The organism is Allobosea sp., from assembly GCF_051860145.1.
GTDB lineage: Bacteria > Pseudomonadota > Alphaproteobacteria > Rhizobiales > Beijerinckiaceae > Allobosea.
The window spans coordinates 397,854-414,336 of the sequence record NZ_JBHYEM010000001.1; the positions used below are offsets into that span (position 1 = coordinate 397,854).

The window sequence follows — 16,483 nt, forward strand, 5'->3', positions numbered from 1 at the left end:
GCGGCGACGGGTGGGGGTTTAACGGGTCATCCCCGTGGGTTTCGTCCGGGAGTTTTGCGACATTGGGGCCCGCCCCCGCGCCGATCGATTGGGCGGCGCCCGCCGCCTCCGCTTCATCGCGATCGAGCAGAACGACCTGGGCGCCATTCGCCACGAAGAGCTCAGCCGTCCTCCGGCCGATACCGCGGGCAGCACCTGTGATGACCGCCACCTGCCCCTCGAGGCGAAAGGGCGAGATCGCCGCATCCTGTCCAGCCATGATGATCTCCTGCACTTGAAACGGCCTTCACTGGTCAATCAACCGGTGGATCTTGCCACGCGCGATTCTGGACCTGGCCAGATATGGGCTTCGGACTGACACGGACCGCCCGCCGCTGCGGCCGGAAACCATCGTCATGGCCTCCATCGCCGATATGACCGGCCTACTCGGCTTCCTGGAATACCTCGGTTCGCTTGCGCGTCATCGTCGGAATGAAAAACGTCACGACGATCGCAGCGGCCAGGACGAGCATCACCGCGGAGAGAGGACGCTCCAGGAAAACCCAGAGGCTTCCGTCACTGATCAGCATGGCACGCCGGAAATAGGCCTCCAGAGACTGCCCCAGCACGAATCCGAGCAACATCGGCGCGACCTCGCAATCGAGGCGGAGCAGGATATATCCGATGGCTCCGAATGCAGCCATCATGAATACCCCGAAGACATCGTTCGTCACGCTGAATACGCCAACGCATGAGACCAGGATAATCGACGGATAAAGGTAACGATACGGAATACTCAGCATCTTCACCCAAATGAAGATCATCGGCAGGTTCAGAACGACCAGGATGACGTTTCCAATCCACATCGAGGCGACGAGCCCCCAGAACAGCTGTGGATTGGTCGTGATCACCTGCGGTCCGGGCTGGATGTTGTGCATCATCAGGGCACCGATCATCAGGGCCATCACGGCATTGCTCGGCAGTCCCAGCGTCAGCATCGGGATGAACGAGGTCTGAGACGCGGCATTGTTGGCGGCCTCCGGAGCGGCGACGCCTTCGAGCACGCCGGTGCCAAAGTCCTGGGGACGTCGCGAGACCTTCTTCTCCAATGCATAGGCGGCAAAGGATGAGAGCGTGGCGCCGCCGCCAGGGAGCAGACCCAACAGAGAGCCGAGAGCCGTGCCTCGTATGGCGGGGGCCGACATGCGCCGGAGATCCTTCCGGCTCGGCCACAATCCGGCGACCCTTTTCGTCACGAGCTGCCGGTCGTCCTGCCGCCCGGCATTGCCGATGACCTCGGCGAGACCGAACAGCCCCATCGCGAGCGCGACGAACTCGATGCCGTCGAACAGCTCCGAGAAGCCCATGGTGAAACGCTGGCCACCGGAGGTGATATCGGTCCCGACGAGACCCAGCAGGATGCCGAACAGGATCATGCAGATCGCCTGCAACACCGAGCCGTGCGCCAGGGCCACGGCGCCGAGCAGTCCGAGGACCATCAGCGAGAAATACTCGGCCGGGCCGAATTTGAACGCCACTGAAGCCAGCGTCGGGGCGAAGGCTGCGAGCAGGACGGTCGCGACACAGCCGGCGAAGAACGAGCTCAGAGCCGCTGTCGCGAGCGCCAATCCGGCCTGGCCGTTTCGCGCCATCTTGTGCCCGTCCAGGCAGGTCACGACCGAGGAGGACTCGCCGGGGATGTTGACCAGGATCGACGTGGTCGACCCGCCATATTGGGAGCCATAGAAGATGCCTGCGAGCATGATCACCGCAGTTTCGGGCGGCAACGCATAGGTCAAGGGCAGCAGCATCGCGATGGTCGGAACCGGCCCCAGTCCAGGCAGCACGCCGATCGCGGTACCGAGCACGACGCCGAGCGTCGCATAGCCCAGGTTCTGCAGCGTCAGCGCTGCCTCAAAGCCCAGGGCCAGGTTGGCGAGAAGATCCATCGTCGCCCCCTCAGACGGAAAAGACAGAGGGAAGCGCCCTGATCGGCAGGCTCAGCCCGAAGACAAAGGCAAGATGCGCCGCCATCGCCAGACCCAGCCCGAGCAGCAGCGCCGCCCCGATGGGAAAACCTCGGTCAGCGCGCGACGCGAGCAAGGTTCCGGCCAGCGACGCGAGATAGAGGCCCCCCTCCGGCAGCAGGATTGCGAAAACCAGGACGGCGCCGATGATGTGGATGAAGGGTCGCCAGGCGATCGCGATCTCCCCATCTGCCGAGAGGCCTTGCGAGCGGATCAGGCCGAGGCTCCCCAGGACTGCAAGCGTCAGCCCGACCCAGAACGGGAAAAAGCCGCGCCCCATGCTTGCCGCGGTGCCGAGCGGATGCTGCAGCCAGGAAACCGCTGCAAAACCGCCGCCGATCAGAATGAACAGCAGACTCGACAGCGCCCGCTTGTTGAGCGTGAAAGCCACCTTGATTTCTCCCTTTGGACGCGGCGTCGTGGCACCGCATGTCGCCCTCTTGCGGGGCGTTATCGTCACAGCATGCGAAGACCGGCGCGTTCGACGGCGCCGATCAGATCGTGTTCCATGCGGGTGCGCTGGCCGAGATGATTGCTATAGGCGCCCTGGGAATCGCCGGCTGCGATCAGCGCGACGAGATCCGCATGCGTCTCCGTCGAGCGCTTCGTAACCGAGCGCAGGCGCAGGGCCACGAGATGAGCCCGCTGGACGAAATCCCGGTATTCGAACGCGACCGCCGCAAGACGGGCGTTGCCACAGAGCTGCAGCAGGGCGCGGTGGAAGCGCTCGTCGGCTTCATGCCATTCAGGCAGTTCGCCGCCCTCGGCCGCGCGCATCGCGACAACAGCCTGATGCAGCGGCTCCAGTTCCACTGCGCCAGGTCGACGCTGGACCAGCAGCGACACCGCCTGGACCTCCAGAGCGGTGATGATCTGATAGATCTGCCGCATATCCTGGACATTGAGGAAGGCGACCCGCGTCGCCTTCCGCGGCAGGACCTCGACATAGCCCTGGGCCTGCAGCAGCCGCAGGGCGTCACGCACGGGCGTCCGGCTCATGCCGAGCCCGAGCGCGATCTTGGCGTCGTCGATGAAGGCGCCAGCCGACAGTTCGTTGGTGACGATGGAGCGCTTGAGCCAGCCATAGGCCCGGTCGACCAGCGAACCCGTTTCCACTTCGCCTGCCGCTGCATCGACCGTCATCTGCTGCTCCTTCGCGTTGGCTATCCTATGCCGCCGCGACCCGGCGCTCGTCGAGTGCGCGCAAGACCGCATCGGTAACCGCGCGCGTACCTGACTGACCACCGAGATCCTTCGGCAGCTTTTCGCCGGCGGAGAGCACCCGTTGAACGGCCGTGTCGATCTGCTTTGCAGCCTCCATCAGCGCCCGATCCTGGTGCCGTTCACCCAGCCAGTCGAGCATCATCGCGCCCGCGAGGATCGTGCCAAGCGGATTGGCGATGCCAAGTCCGGCGATATCAGGCGCAGAGCCATGAGCCGCCTGGAAAAAGCCCTGCCGGTCGCCAATTTCGGCAGAGGGTGACATGCCCATGCTACCGACGGTGACCGCCCCGAGGTCCGAGATGATGTCGCCGAACATGTTCTCGGTGACGATGACATCGTAGAAGGACGGGCGGCGTACCATGTGAACCATCATGGCGTCGGCATAGCCGAAATCGAGCTCGACATCGGGGTAGTCCGCAGCCACCTCCGTGCAGATCTTCCGGAAGAACGCGTAGCTGCGAAGCACATTGGCCTTGTCGCAAACGGTGACGCGCCTCTTGCCATCCAGCGGCGCACCGTTGCGCTTGCGGGCAAGCTCAAAGGCCTTGCGCGCAATTCGCTCGACGCCTTTGCGGGTCATGACGACCGTATCGGTCGCGATCTCGTCGCGCACGTTCACGCCGCCGCCGCGGCTCGCATAAAGCCCCTCCGTATTCTCACGCAGGATGACGTAGTCGATGTCTTTCGGCTCCACATCCTTGAGAGGTGAACTCACGCCTGGGTGAAGCTTGATCGGCCTGATATTGGCGTAGAGATCGAGGCGGAAACGCAGTTGCAGGCCGAATTCGATCCCAGCTTCCGTGCCGTCCGGGTAGACCACCCCGGGGATGCCCGCCGCACCATGCAGGATCGCGTGCGCAGCCTTGCAGGCCTCGAACGTCTCTTCAGGGAGCGCGGTTCCGCTTTTGAGATAATGCTCGGCACCGGCAGGATAGTCGCTCAGGCTGAAGCGATCGCGACCCGCCGCCGCACAGATCACCTCGACAGCCGCGGAACAGACCTCGGGACCGATACCGTCTCCTCGCACGACGGCGATATCGTAGGATCTAGGCACCAAAAAACTCCTTCGATGAGAGGGCGCAGCGCCCCGATCGGCCGCCGCGCTCGGAACGGTCGCGGCTTCAGTTGCCGGGCTTCAGGCCGGCCTTGCGGATGACCTCGCCATAGCGGTCATATTCCTCGCGGCTGAACGCCTCGAATTCGGCGGTCTTCATGACCTTGACGGAGCCGCCGAACGCGTCGATGCGCTTCCTGAAGTCAGTATCCTCGAGCGCTTTGGCGAGGGTCGCGTTGAGTTTCTCGACGACCGGCCGCGGTGTTTTGCCGGTGGTATAGAGCGCATACATCGTCTGCATCTCGACTTGCGGATAGCCCGCCTCGCGGATGGTCGGGACATCGGGCATGTCGGGCAGGCGCTGTGGCGAGGTAACAGCGATCGGTTTCAGGTTGCCGGCCTTGATCTGGGCGGCTGCGGCCGGGACCGTGTCGAAGGTCATCTGGATGACGCCGGCGATGATGTCGACCTGGGTCGGCGCGGCGCCCGGGTAAGGAACGTGCACCGATTTGACGCCGGCGGCCATGTTGAACTGCTCGGCCAGAATGACATGGGTCGTGCCGAAACCGGATGAACCGTATTTCACCTTGCCCGGGCTGGCCTTCATGTAGGCGACGAGCTCGGCGACGGAGTTGATGCCCATGTCCTTGTTGATGACGAGGACATTCGGAACGAGCGTGATCAGGCCGACAGGCTGCAAATCCTTGAGCGTATCGTAATCCAGATTGAGGAGATGCGGCGCGATCGACACGGGCGTGCTCGCCGCGACGAACAGCGTGTGGCCATCGGGCTTGGCCTTGGTCGTCGCCGAAGCACCGATGGTGTTCGAAGCGCCCGGCCGGTTCTCGACCACCACCGACCGGCCGAGAAGCTGCGAAAATTTCTGGGCGATCAATCGTCCGATCGCGTCACTGCCGCCACCGGGATTGGCGCCCACCATCACCGTGACGGTGCGGGACGGATAGTCGTCAGCACGAGCCGGAACGCCCATCACGGCGCTCGCAGCCAGCAGCGAGAAAGCGAGACGCAGCATCTTCGAGGTCATGAATTTCTCCCAGGTTTCTTCGTGCCGCTCTGCGGTGGCTCTGATGTATGACGTGATATTTCAATTGGAATGTCAATTGCCTTTTCTGCCTTGCTGTGTTGGCTAGCTCCCACCCGCACCCCGCCCGGCGCCGTGATCTCTCGTTCGGAGGAGGAGCGGGCATGTCGAGTGGGACGCCCTCTTCGGGTGTCGAATGTTCCGGGCGGCGCTGGCTCTGACCGGCCCCGCCCGCACAGAGGTTTTCGAGTGACCAGCGCCCGTCAGCGCAACCGACGCTCCGAGGGCGGTTGACGTGGCAATGATATGCGCTAACATTGATGTTAGCGCATATCATTTCAACAGGATCATAAGCCATGCCGCCTTCCACGCTGGTCGCCGAAGCGGCTACCTGCTCGATCACGCTCAGGCCGGGCGACAGCGACGGCTATCTTCTGGATGCGAGGGACCTCAAGGCGCTCGCCATCGCCAGCTTGACGCAGGTCGGCGTCCCCGCAGCCGACGCAGAGACCGTCGCCGACGGGCTGGTCGGAGCGGATCTGCGCGGGATGAACTCGCATGGCATCCTGCGGTTGCCGGTCTACATCCGCAGGTTGATCGAAGGCGGCTTCTCGCCGGTGTCGAGCTTCGATCTCATCAGCGAGACCGCCGGCACCGCGCTGATCGACGGCGGCGGCGGGCTCGGGGCCGTGTTGACGGCACGGGCCATGGACCTCGCCATCGCGAAGGCCCGCAAAAATGGCATCGGCGCCGTTGGCGTCCGCAACAGCAATCACAACGGCGAGGGCGCCCCCTACGTCATCCAGGCGGTCGAGGCCGGCATGATCGGGATCGCGACCACGAACGGCTCCCCGATCATGCCGGTCTGGGGCGGCAAGACCCCGATGACAGGGCCGCTGCCGATCACGGTCGGCGTGCCGACGCATATGGAAAAGCCGATCGTGCTCGACGCCGCCCTCGGGATGAGCTCGCGGGGCAAGATCCTCTATCATGCGGAGCGTGGGCAGCAGCTGCCCCCGGGCTGGCTCGTCGATGCCGACGGCAACCCGACGACCGATCCCAACTGGGTCAAGAACGGCGGCTGGATCCTGCCGATCGGCGGCCACAAGGGCTGGGGCCTGATCCTGATGTGCGAGATCCTGTCGGGCCTGCTCACGGGCGGCGCAATCGGACAGGAGCTGACCAATCTCTACGACGATCTCGACCAGCCGCAGCACAACGGTCATTTCGTCATCGCGATCGACATCGCCTCGTTCATCGACCTCGACTCGTTCAGGCGGCGGATGGACGGCTATGTCCGGGCGATGAAGGCCTCCGAGCTGGCGCCCGGCTTCGAGGAGATCCTGATGCCGGGCGAGATCGAGTTCCGCCGCGCCGCGCGGCAGGAGCGCGAGGGCATCCATCTGAGCCGCAAGGTCGTCGACGAACTGCTCGCCGCCGCGAAAGAGGTCGGCGTGCAGGTGAGGACCACGGCATGAACGCCCCCGCGCCGACGATCGCGATGGCGGACGACCCTCTCGTCGCAAGGCTCGCCCGTCTCGAAACCGGACAGGTCAGCGATGTCCTGGACGAGGCCGGCCTTCCCAACCACGCCCTGTCGCCGACGCTGGTGCCGCTCGACGCGACGCTCCGCTTCGCCGGACGGGCGGCCTGCCTGCGCGGCGAGGCCAGCTTCGCGGGCAGGCATGCCAGCCCGGCCCTGCCCAACGATGCGCTGGAGCTCACCGCCAAGGCGGGCTCGGTGCTGATCGTCGCGTCCGGAGGCTTCAACGGCGGTGCGATCATGGGCGGCTTCGTCGCCTACAGCCTGCAGCGGCAGGGCTGCCGCGCCTTCGTCACCGACGCTCCGGTGCGCGATGCCGACGAGATCCGCGGCTACGGCTTCCCGGTGGTCGCGGCGGCGGTCACGCCGGTCAACGGCGCTAGGCGCTGGCGCTATGTCGCGGCCGACGAGCCGGTCTCGCTGCCGGGGATCGGCGGCGCGAGCGTGACGATCCGGCCCGGCGATCTCGTGCTCGGCGACGGCGACGGCGTCGTCGTCGTACCGGCCGAATACGCCGAGCAGATCATCGCCGACAGCGAAGCGCTGCAGCGCATCGAGGCAGCCATCGCGGGCGCCCTGCGCTCGGGCGAGACCCGCAAGGAGGCCTTCAGGCTCAATCCGCGCTTCGACCATGTGCGACCGCGCTGAAGCGCGGCCTGCCCGGGACACGACCAGAACCGGCCACGACCATAAAATGCGCCAAAAACCGGCGCGCCACCCAAGGAGGGAACAATGACATTATCGCGGAGAGACTTGCTGGCGGGCGGATGCGCCGTCGGCGCCCATTTCGCCTTTGCCAGCAGCGCAAGGGCGGCCCTGCGCGAAGCCAGCGTCTCCTTCGGCCCATCGGCGCCGATCTACGCGCCGACCTATGTCGGGCTGGAGAAGGGCTACTTCAAGGAAGCCGGGCTCGAGATGAAGATGACCGCGACGGATGGCGGCGCGCGGTCGCGCGAGCTCGTCGCCGCCGGGCAGATCCTCTTCGGCCATGGCGACACCAGCCACCCGCTGCAGCTCAGCAATCGCAACAAGCCCAGCAAGATCCTGCTGGCCACGCAAATGGTCTCCAGCACCTGCGAGATCGTGATCCGGCGCGACATTTTCGACCAAGGGGTCACGACGCTGGAGGCCTTCGCGAAATGGCGGCGGCCGGACGGCGCCAAGCCGATCGTCGCGCCGACATCGATCGGTTCCGGCGGCTGGATGCTCGGCACCTACCTGTTCGAGACGCGCGGCTCGACGAACGACATCAACTGGGTCTCGGGCGGCAACCCGAGGACGATGCTGGCCGGCCTCGCCGCCAAGCAGTTCGACGCCATCGTCGCACAGCCCGGCTGGCAGATCGAAGCCGAGCGCGAAGGCTTCGGCCGCACGATCTACGACACGCGAAAGCCGGGCGTGTGGGACAAGGATTTCGGCGGGCCGGTGCCGACCCTCAGCCTCTATGCGCTGACGGAAACGGTCGAGCGCGAGCCGGAGCTGACCCAGGCCGTCGTCACCAGCTTCTACCGCGCCATGAAGTGGATCAAGGAGACTTCGGAGGACGAGATCTACGAGACTGTCGGCCGCCGTTATTTCGGCTCGGCCGACCCGACCTCGACGCGCGCGGAGCTCACCTTCGACCGCGACACTTCGGCTTATGACGGCCGCATCAGCAAGGCGGATTTCGAGCGCGGCGCCAAAATCTGGTACCGGACGGGCTCGCAGATCAAGCCGGTCCCCTACGAGCAGGTCGTCGACATGCGCTTCCTCGAGGCGGCGCGCGGGAAGATCGGGTGATGGCGGCGCTGGCATTGGCGGACAGGCCCGCCCCCACCGTCGCTCCGGCCGAGACCCGCATCGGGGTCGCCAACCTCGACAAGGTCTATGGCAGCGGCGACGGCAAGGTCGTCGCCGTCAGCGACGTCTCCTTCGAGATCCGACGGGGCGAGTTCGTCGCGCTGCTGGGTCCGTCCGGCTGCGGCAAGAGCACGATCCTCAACATGGTCGCAGGGCTGATCAAGCGCTCCGGCGGCGAGATCCGGATCGACGGCGCGCCGATGGAGCACGGCCAGGTCAACCCCAAGGTCGGCTACGTCTTCCAGCGCGATACGGTCTTCCCGTGGCGGACGGTCGAGCAGAATATCGGTTACGGGCTCGAGATCGCCGGGGTTCCGGCCGGGGAGCGCGCCGAACGGGTGCGACGGGCCGTGCGGATGGCGGGGCTGAGCGGCTTCGAGAGCAAGTTCCCGAGCACCTTGTCGGGCGGCATGCGGCAGCGCGTCGCGCTGATGCGGACGCTGATCATGAAGCCCGAGATCCTGTTGATGGACGAGCCGTTCGGCGCGCTCGACACCCATACCAAGCTCGAGATGCACCGCATCCTCCTCGATATCTGGGAGGAAGAGCGCCAAACCGTCCTGTTCGTCACGCATGATCTCGGCGAGGCGCTCACCCTGGCCGACAGGATCATCCTCCTCTCGGCCCGGCCCGGCCGCCTCAAGGAGGATTTCGCGGTCACCTTCCCGCGCCCGCGCGATGCGGTCGCGCTGCGCGAGGCCCCGGAATTCGGCCGCCTGTTCTCGCATGTCTGGCACTCGCTGGGCGAGGAGTTCCGCAAGGCCCAGGGAGCGGCGTCATGAGGCGCGGTGCGACGATCATCTTCTGGCGCCTCGCCATTCTCGGCGTTGCACTGGCGATCTGGCAATGGGGCTATTCGCTGCGGGGAATCGAGGCGCTGCGTGCGTTCGTGCCGGACATCCTCGACCCCTATTTCGTCTCGAAGCCATCGGAGGTCTGGCAGAGCTTTCTGCGCCTGTCATGCCTCGCCAATGCGGACGGCGTCTATCACGGCTTCGACCGGGCTGCGATCGGAGCCTGTTTCGGGCTCGATCCGAACAACCTGCTCGCTGCAACCGGCGTGACCCTCCGCAATACATTCTGGGGCTTTTCGGGCGGGGCCTTGCTCGGCGTCGCGGCCGGCCTCCTGCTGGGCCGGTCGGATTTCCTCACCAGCATATTCGGGCCGTATATCGCCGCGCTCAACTCGGTTCCGCGCATCGCGCTGGTTCCGCTCATCATCCTGATGTTCGGCCTCGGCGACATGTCGAAGGTGGTGACGGCCTGGATCGTCGTGTTCTTCGTGGTGTTCTTCAACACATTCGAGGGCACCCGCGCCGTCGACCGCGACCAGATCGCCGCCTCGCGGCTGCTCGGCGCGAGCGAACTGACGGTGCTGCGCACGGTCGTCATTCCATCGGCGATGGCCTGGGTCTTCGCCTCGCTGACGCCGGCAGTCTCCTTCGCGCTGGTCGGAGTCATCGTGGCGGAGTTCATCGGGGCCGAACGCGGCATCGGCAAGCTGATCATCGAGGCGCAGGCGCGCGCCAATGCGTCGGAGATGATGGTGGCGATCCTCGTGCTGATGGTCGTCGGCATGCTGCTATCGGTGGTCGTGCGCCGCGTTCAGGGCTATCTGTTGCGCTGGCAGCCGCAGTTCTCCGAGGCCGTCACCTGACACGGAGCCCGTTCCGGCGCCGGCCAAAGCGATCGAAGACGCGATATGGACGCTGAAACCGAGCATCTTCACAAGCGCCGCGGCCGCATCCGGCGTTCGGCCAAGCAGGCGAGCATGAGTGACGTCGCCCGTGCCGCCGGTTTCTCGCTGATCACGGTGTCGCGGGCGCTGCGGCATCCCGAACAGGTCACCGACGCGACGCGCCGGCGCATCGCGGCCGTCATGGCCGAACTTGGATATGTCCCCAATCTGGTCGCGGGCGGGCTCGCCGCGACCGAGACCCGGATCGTCTCGGTGATCGTGCCCTATGTCGCTCACGGCGTCTTCGCGGACAACATCCAGGGCGTCGCCGAGGCGCTCGAACCGGCCGGCTACTGCGTGCTGCTCGGGAATAGCGGCGGCGCGCCGGAGCGCTCGGAGAGCATCGTGCGGATGCTGCTGGGGCATCGTCCCGCCGGGGTCATCATCCAGGGTGCGGACCATACGGAGGCCGCGCGCCAGATGTTGCGCCGGACCAATGTCCCGATCGTCGAGATCGGGACATTGCCGAAAGCACCGATCGACTCGGTCGTCGGCTATTCGAATATCGAGGCGGCCCGCACCATGACCGCGCATCTCATCGCCGGCGGCCGCAAGCGCGTCGCCTTCGTCAATTATCCACCCCACTACAACGACCGCGCGGCTGCCCGGCTGGACGGCTATCGGCTGGCGCTCGCCGAAGCCGGGCTCGCGTTCGATCCCGCCCTGGTCGTGGAGACGGGCTTCGGCATTCGCGAGGGACGCCTGGCCCTCCAGGACCTGCTCGCGCGCGGCTGCAATCCCGACGCCGTCTTTTGCGGTTCCGATCTCTGGGCCGCAGGAATGATCGCCGAGTGCCGCCGCCGCGGCATTGTCGTGCCGGACGATCTGGCCGTCGCGGGATTCAGCGACCACGAGATCGCAACCGAGACGGATCCAGCCATCACCACGATCCGCGTTCCGCGCTACGAGATCGGCCGGAAGGCAGGCGAACTGATCCTCGCACGCCTGAGAGGGGAGCATACGGGACCCGAGATCATCGACCTCGGCTTCGCGTTCAAGAAGCGCGACAGTACCTGAACTCAATCGGGACGGATCGCCTGAACGCCGCCCGTGGTCTCGTTGCGGCTTCGTGCAGGGATACGGGGATTGCGACAGCCGCGCTGGGCCCCTCGCCCGACGACATCGTCATTGGCGCCGTCCCGGCCGTGGATCGCCCGCAGACGACTGTGACAGCACGCTCTCGGCAGCCGCCTGCAGGAACCGCTTCGACATCCGCTCGTCGTTGACGGCGCGCGAGAGGAGCACCGCACCGACCATCGTCGAGAGGATGGCCATGGCCTTGCCGTCCGACTCATCGGCGTCGGCCTTGCCGATCCAGCTGCCCAGCATCTCGAGATAGTCCTTGATTCCGGCTTCGAATGACGCCTTCACGTCCGGGCCTTGCCTGGCGGCATCCGAACCGAGCGCGACGACGGGACAGCCATCCGCCTTCTCGGCGCAGTGACCCATGCTGAGATAGAAGTCGACGACTGCCGATAGCGGGTCTTCAGGATTGGACTCGGCAGCGGCCGACCATCGGCCGGAGGCGCTCTCCAGGGCGCGCCGCGAGGCCTGCGCGGCCAGGTCATCCTTGGACTCAAACTGCTTGTAGAAGGCGCCCTGCGTCAGTCCGGCCCCCTGCATCAGATCCTTCAGGCCGATGCCGTCGAAGCCGTGCTGCCGAAACAGGCGGCTCGCCACGTTGATCACCGTCTGTCGGTTTTCCTCGGCCTGCACGCGATTGACCCGCATTGTCGGTCTCCATAATTAGATTGCGTTCAACATCTATACTCGATATGGAGTTCGAATGCAATCTAATTTGGCAAGGCGACGGGCATTAAAAAGAGACCCGCTATTGTGCTGGCAGGCGTCCTGATCGCGGGGGCGGGGGCGGCCGCATTCTTCACGCTGTCCCTTCGCTCGCGGGAAGCCGCAGCCGTGAGCGACCCGAGGCAGGAACCACCGATCGTCAGGCTCGCGAGCGCCGCGCGGGTGAATGGGTCCGAACGCGGCTTCACCGGCATCATCGGGGCGAGGGTGCAGAGCAATCTCGGTTTTCGCGTCCCCGGCAAGATCGTGGAACGGCTCGTGAATGTCGGGCAGCAGGTCAAAATCGGGCAGCCGCTGCTGCGGATCGACGAGACCGACCTGCGTCTTGCGCTCACAGCCAAGCGCAACGCCGTTGCTGCGGCGCGCGCATCTGTCGTTCAGGCGGACGCGGACGAGCGGCGTTACGCCAATCTGGTGAGCAATGGATGGTCTTCCCGCCAGCGCTACGAGCAAGCCAGGGCCACGCTCGATACGGCCACGGCACAACTCGCCGCGGCCGAAGCCGACGCACGGGTCTCGGAAAACGAGGCGACCTATTCCACCCTGGTGGCCGATGCGGATGGAACCGTGGTCGAAACGCTTGGCGAGCCAGGGCAGGTCGTCTCCGCCGGCCAGACCGTGGTCCGGCTCGCCCAGGCCGGTCCGCGCGAGGCGGTGGTCGCGCTTCCCGAAACGATCCGGCCGGCGATCGGCTCGGCGGCTGAGGCCAGCGTCTATGGCAGCGATGGACGCCGCTACACCGCGCATCTGCGGCAGCTATCGGATTCCGCCGATGCCCAGACCCGCACCTATGAAGCCCGCTATGTGCTCGGCGGCGAGGCCGCGGCAGCACCGCTCGGGGCGACGGTCACCATTCGACTGGTCAATCAGGCGAGCCAGCCCGAGGTCGAAGTGCCCCTCGCCGCCGTGCTGGACAATGGCCAGCGGACCGGCGTCTGGGTCCTGGACGGCGCCACCTCGACGGTGAGATTCCGGCCCGTCACGCTTGTGCGCGTGACCAGCGAAACCGCCGTGATCTCCGGGCTGAGTTCCGGAGAACCGGTTGTTTCGCTCGGCGCTCACCTCCTCCAGGAGGGCGCTCGCGTCCGGACCGCGTCCCAGGGCGGGGGCAACCGATGAGCCTCAATCTTTCGGCGATCGCCGTTCGCGAACGGGCCGTCACCCTGTTCTCCATCATGCTGCTGGTGGCCGCCGGCGCCTACGCCTTCTTCGCACTCGGACGGGCGGAAGACCCCAACTTCACCATCAAGACCCTGACGGTCACGACCGTATGGCCGGGCGCGACCGCGCGCGAGATGCAGGACCTCGTCGCCGAGCCGCTGGAGAAACGGATCCAGGAGCTGACCTGGTATGACCGCGTCGAGACGACGACGCGGCCGGGCTACGCCTATATGACGGTCACGCTGAAGGACAGCACACCGCCCGGCGTCGTGCAGGAAGAGTTTTATCAGGCCCGCAAGAAGCTCGGGGATGAAGCCCGCAACCTGCCGCCGGGCGTTCTCGGCCCCTTCGTCAACGATGAATATTCGGATGTGAGTTTTGCCCTCTATGCGCTCAAAGCCAAGGGCATGCCGATGCGTGAACTGGCCAGGCAAGCCGAAGCGATCCGCCAGGACCTGCTGCACGTGCCCGGCGTCAAGAAGATCAACATCCTCGGCGAGCGTCCCGAGCAGATATTCGTCGAATTCTCCTATGCCAGGCTGGCGACGCTCGGCGTCTCGGCACAGGACATCGTCGCCGCCCTGCAGCGGCAGAACACCGTCACCCCGGCAGGCTCGATCGATACCAGGGGGCCGCAGATGTTCATCCGGGTCGATGGCGCCTACCAAGGCTTGAAGGCCATCGCCGACACGCCGATCGTCGCTGCGGGACGGACCCTGAAGCTCTCCGATATCGCCGATATCCGCCGCGGCTACCAGGATCCTCCGACCTATCTGATCCGGCGTCAGGGAGAGGCAACGATCCTGGTCGCAGCCGTCATGCAGGGCGGCTGGGACGGGCTCGCGCTCGGCAAGGCGCTTGAAAACAAGTCAGCGGCGATCGCCCAGACACTCCCCCTCGGGATGACACTCGACAAGGTGACCGACCAGGCCGTCAACATCGCCTCGGCGGTCGACGAGTTCATGATGAAGTTCGCGATGGCGCTCGGCGTCGTGCTGCTGGTCAGCTTGCTCAGCCTGGGCTGGCGCGTTGGCATCGTCGTGGCGGCAGCCGTTCCCCTGACGCTTGCGGTCGTCTTCCTGATCATGCTGGAAACCGGCCGCTTCTTCGACCGCATCACGCTCGGCGCCCTCATCCTGGCGCTCGGTCTTCTCGTCGACGACGCCATCATCGCCATCGAGGTGATGGTGGTGAAGATGGAAGAGGGCATGGACCGCATCAAGGCGGCCGCCTATGCGTGGAGCCATACGGCCGCGCCGATGCTCTCGGGAACGCTGGTGACGATCGCCGGCTTCCTGCCGGTGGGTTTCGCGCGCTCGACGGCCGGCGAATATGCCGGCAACATCTTCTGGGTCGTCGGCTTCGCCCTGATCGTCTCCTGGATCGTCGCGGTGGTCTTCACGCCCTATCTCGGCGTCAAGATGCTGCCCGAGATCAAACCGGTCCCCGGCGGCAGCCACGCGATCTACGACACGCCGAACTATCGGCGCCTGAGGCGGCTCATCACCTTCGCCGCACGCCACAAATTCGTGACATGCGCCGCCGTCGCCATCGCCTTTGCGCTGGCCGTCATCGGCATGGGGAGCATCAAACAGCAGTTCTTCCCGACCTCCGACCGGCCGGAAGTGCTCGTGGAGATCCGCCTGCCCGAGGGCACCAGCATCGAGACCACGACCGCCGCGGTCGAGAAGCTCGAACGCTGGCTGGACCGCCAGCCCGAGGCCAGGATCGTCACGAGCTATGTCGGCCAGGGGGCTCCGCGCTTCTTCTTCGCGATGTCGCCGGAGTTGCCCGATCCCGCCTTCGCCAAGATCGTCGTCCTGACCCCGGACGCCGAGGCGCGCGAAGCGTTGAAGCACCGGCTCCGCGAGGCGGTGGCGCAGGGGCTTGCACCGGAGGCCTCTATCCGCGTCACGCAGCTCGTGTTCGGACCCTACACGCCGTTCCCGGTCGAGTTCCGGGTCACGGGCCCCGATCCCGCGCAGCTCTACGGCATTTCCGACAAGGCCCTCGATATCATGCGGGGCGTCCCGGATGTGCGGCAGGCCAACCGCGAATGGGGCAACCGCACGCCCGTGCTTCGCTTCGTCCCGGATCAGGATCGGCTGAACCTCCTCGGCCTCTCCTCGGCGGAAGTCGGCCAGCAGCTCCAGTTCCTGCTCACCGGCATCGCCGTCACGCAGGTCCGCGAGGATATCCGCAATGTTCCTATCGTGGCGCGCAGCGCCGGGGCTGAGCGGCTGGATCCGACGCGGCTGGCAGATTTCTCGCTGATGAGCCGCGACGGTCGCCAGATCCCACTCGATCAGATCAGCCATTCCGAGATCCGTCTGGAGGAGCCGATCCTGAAGCGCCGCGACCGCACGCCCGTCGTCACGATACGCTCTGACATCAACGAGGCGACCCAGCCTCCGGAGGTCTCCAAGCAGATCATGACGGCCCTGCAGCCGCTGATCGCCTCCCTTCCGGCCGGCTATCGCATCGAAACGGGCGGCTCGATCGAGGAGGCGACGAAGGCCAACGCCGCCCTGGGCAAGGTCTTCCCGGTGATGATCGCCGTCACATTGATCGTCATCATGCTGCAGGTCCGGTCCTTCTCGATGATGGCCATGGTGCTGCTGACGGCGCCGCTCGGGCTTGTCGGCGCCGTGCCGACCTTGCTCGTCTTCAACCAGCCGTTCGGATTCAACGCCATCCTGGGGCTGATCGGATTGGCCGGCATCCTGATGCGCAACACGCTGATCCTGACCGAGCAGATCGAGGAGAACCGCGCCGCCGGCCTCGATGACTATCACGCCGTGATCGAAGCGACGGTACAACGCACGCGCCCCGTCATCCTGACGGCGCTTGCCGCCGTGCTCGCCTTCATCCCGCTGACGCATTCCGTCTTCTGGGGATCGATGGCCTATACGCTGATCGGCGGTACGGCGGTCGGCACCGTGCTGATCCTGCTCTTCCTGCCCGCGCTTTATATCGCGTGGTTCCGGATCAAGCCGGCTGCGGCAGAGAACCACGAGGTTTCGACGGAGGAACCGGAGCTGCGAACGGCAATGGCTGCCGAGTGAAA

General features: G+C 65.7%; 15 protein-coding genes. 8 read left to right on the top strand and 7 right to left on the bottom strand.

Going from position 1 to position 16,483, the window contains the following annotated elements:
* The 6 genes from ACTIF2_RS01850 to ACTIF2_RS01875 form a co-directional block, all read right to left on the bottom strand.
* On the bottom strand, nt 1–274 hold a 274-nt coding region (locus tag ACTIF2_RS01850; RefSeq protein ID WP_439495313.1), incomplete at its 3' end, for an SDR family NAD(P)-dependent oxidoreductase.
* 148 nt (nt 275–422) lie between these two features.
* Complete coding sequence (locus ACTIF2_RS01855; protein WP_439495314.1) at nt 423–1,928, bottom strand: tripartite tricarboxylate transporter permease; 1,506 nt, start codon at nt 1,926–1,928, stop codon at nt 423–425.
* Between the two features lie 10 nt (nt 1,929–1,938).
* Complete coding sequence (locus ACTIF2_RS01860) at nt 1,939–2,397, bottom strand: tripartite tricarboxylate transporter TctB family protein (RefSeq protein ID WP_439495315.1); 459 nt, start codon at nt 2,395–2,397, stop codon at nt 1,939–1,941.
* A 65-nt stretch (nt 2,398–2,462) separates the two neighbouring features.
* The gene (locus tag ACTIF2_RS01865; RefSeq protein WP_439495316.1) at nt 2,463–3,251 is read right to left on the bottom strand and encodes a GntR family transcriptional regulator; all 789 of its coding nucleotides are present in this window, start codon (nt 3,249–3,251) and stop codon (nt 2,463–2,465) included.
* Nucleotides 3,175–4,284 (bottom strand): isocitrate/isopropylmalate dehydrogenase family protein, encoded by a 1,110-nt coding sequence (locus ACTIF2_RS01870; protein ID WP_439495317.1) that lies wholly within the window; start codon nt 4,282–4,284, stop codon nt 3,175–3,177. Before ACTIF2_RS01870 ends, ACTIF2_RS01865 begins: the two co-directional genes overlap by 77 nt.
* Before the next feature lie 67 nt (nt 4,285–4,351).
* The gene (locus tag ACTIF2_RS01875) at nt 4,352–5,329 is read right to left on the bottom strand and encodes a Bug family tripartite tricarboxylate transporter substrate binding protein (protein WP_439495318.1); all 978 of its coding nucleotides are present in this window, start codon (nt 5,327–5,329) and stop codon (nt 4,352–4,354) included.
* Between the two features lie 353 nt (nt 5,330–5,682).
* On the opposite strand from ACTIF2_RS01875, the gene ACTIF2_RS01880 reads away from it, so the two are divergent.
* The 6 genes from ACTIF2_RS01880 to ACTIF2_RS01905 all read left to right on the top strand — a co-directional run bounded on the left by ACTIF2_RS01880 (nt 5,683) and on the right by ACTIF2_RS01905 (nt 11,463).
* Nucleotides 5,683–6,804 (top strand): Ldh family oxidoreductase, encoded by a 1,122-nt coding sequence (locus tag ACTIF2_RS01880; RefSeq protein ID WP_439495319.1) that lies wholly within the window; start codon nt 5,683–5,685, stop codon nt 6,802–6,804.
* Complete coding sequence (locus ACTIF2_RS01885; protein WP_439495320.1) at nt 6,801–7,517, top strand: RraA family protein; 717 nt, start codon at nt 6,801–6,803, stop codon at nt 7,515–7,517. Before ACTIF2_RS01880 ends, ACTIF2_RS01885 begins: the two co-directional genes overlap by 4 nt.
* 84 nt (nt 7,518–7,601) lie before the next feature.
* Nucleotides 7,602–8,648, top strand: coding sequence for an ABC transporter substrate-binding protein (locus ACTIF2_RS01890; protein ID WP_439495321.1), 1,047 nt, complete (start codon nt 7,602–7,604; stop codon nt 8,646–8,648).
* On the top strand, nt 8,648–9,490 hold the full coding sequence (locus ACTIF2_RS01895) for an ABC transporter ATP-binding protein (RefSeq protein ID WP_439495322.1): 843 nt from the start codon (nt 8,648–8,650) through the stop codon (nt 9,488–9,490). The genes ACTIF2_RS01890 and ACTIF2_RS01895 overlap by 1 nt, the downstream gene beginning before the upstream one ends.
* Nucleotides 9,487–10,365 (top strand): ABC transporter permease, encoded by an 879-nt coding sequence (locus ACTIF2_RS01900; protein WP_439495323.1) that lies wholly within the window; start codon nt 9,487–9,489, stop codon nt 10,363–10,365. The genes ACTIF2_RS01895 and ACTIF2_RS01900 overlap by 4 nt, the downstream gene beginning before the upstream one ends.
* A gap of 114 nt (nt 10,366–10,479) precedes the next feature.
* The gene (locus tag ACTIF2_RS01905; protein WP_439495324.1) at nt 10,480–11,463 is read left to right on the top strand and encodes a LacI family DNA-binding transcriptional regulator; all 984 of its coding nucleotides are present in this window, start codon (nt 10,480–10,482) and stop codon (nt 11,461–11,463) included.
* Between the two features lie 108 nt (nt 11,464–11,571).
* Here ACTIF2_RS01905 and ACTIF2_RS01910 read toward each other — a convergent pair whose 3' ends face one another.
* Entirely contained in the window at nt 11,572–12,177 is a 606-nt protein-coding gene (locus ACTIF2_RS01910) for a TetR/AcrR family transcriptional regulator (RefSeq protein WP_439495325.1), read from the bottom strand.
* Between the two features lie 84 nt (nt 12,178–12,261).
* Here ACTIF2_RS01910 and ACTIF2_RS01915 point away from each other — a divergent pair, with 84 nt between their 5' ends.
* Both ACTIF2_RS01915 and ACTIF2_RS01920 read left to right on the top strand, forming a co-directional pair.
* Nucleotides 12,262–13,374: an efflux RND transporter periplasmic adaptor subunit gene (locus ACTIF2_RS01915; RefSeq protein ID WP_439495598.1), complete on the top strand. Its 1,113-nt coding sequence runs from the start codon at nt 12,262–12,264 to the stop codon at nt 13,372–13,374.
* Nucleotides 13,371–16,481, top strand: a complete 3,111-nt coding sequence (locus ACTIF2_RS01920) for an efflux RND transporter permease subunit (protein ID WP_439495326.1) — start codon at nt 13,371–13,373, stop codon at nt 16,479–16,481. Before ACTIF2_RS01915 ends, ACTIF2_RS01920 begins: the two co-directional genes overlap by 4 nt.
* Nucleotides 16,482–16,483 lie beyond the last annotated feature (2 nt).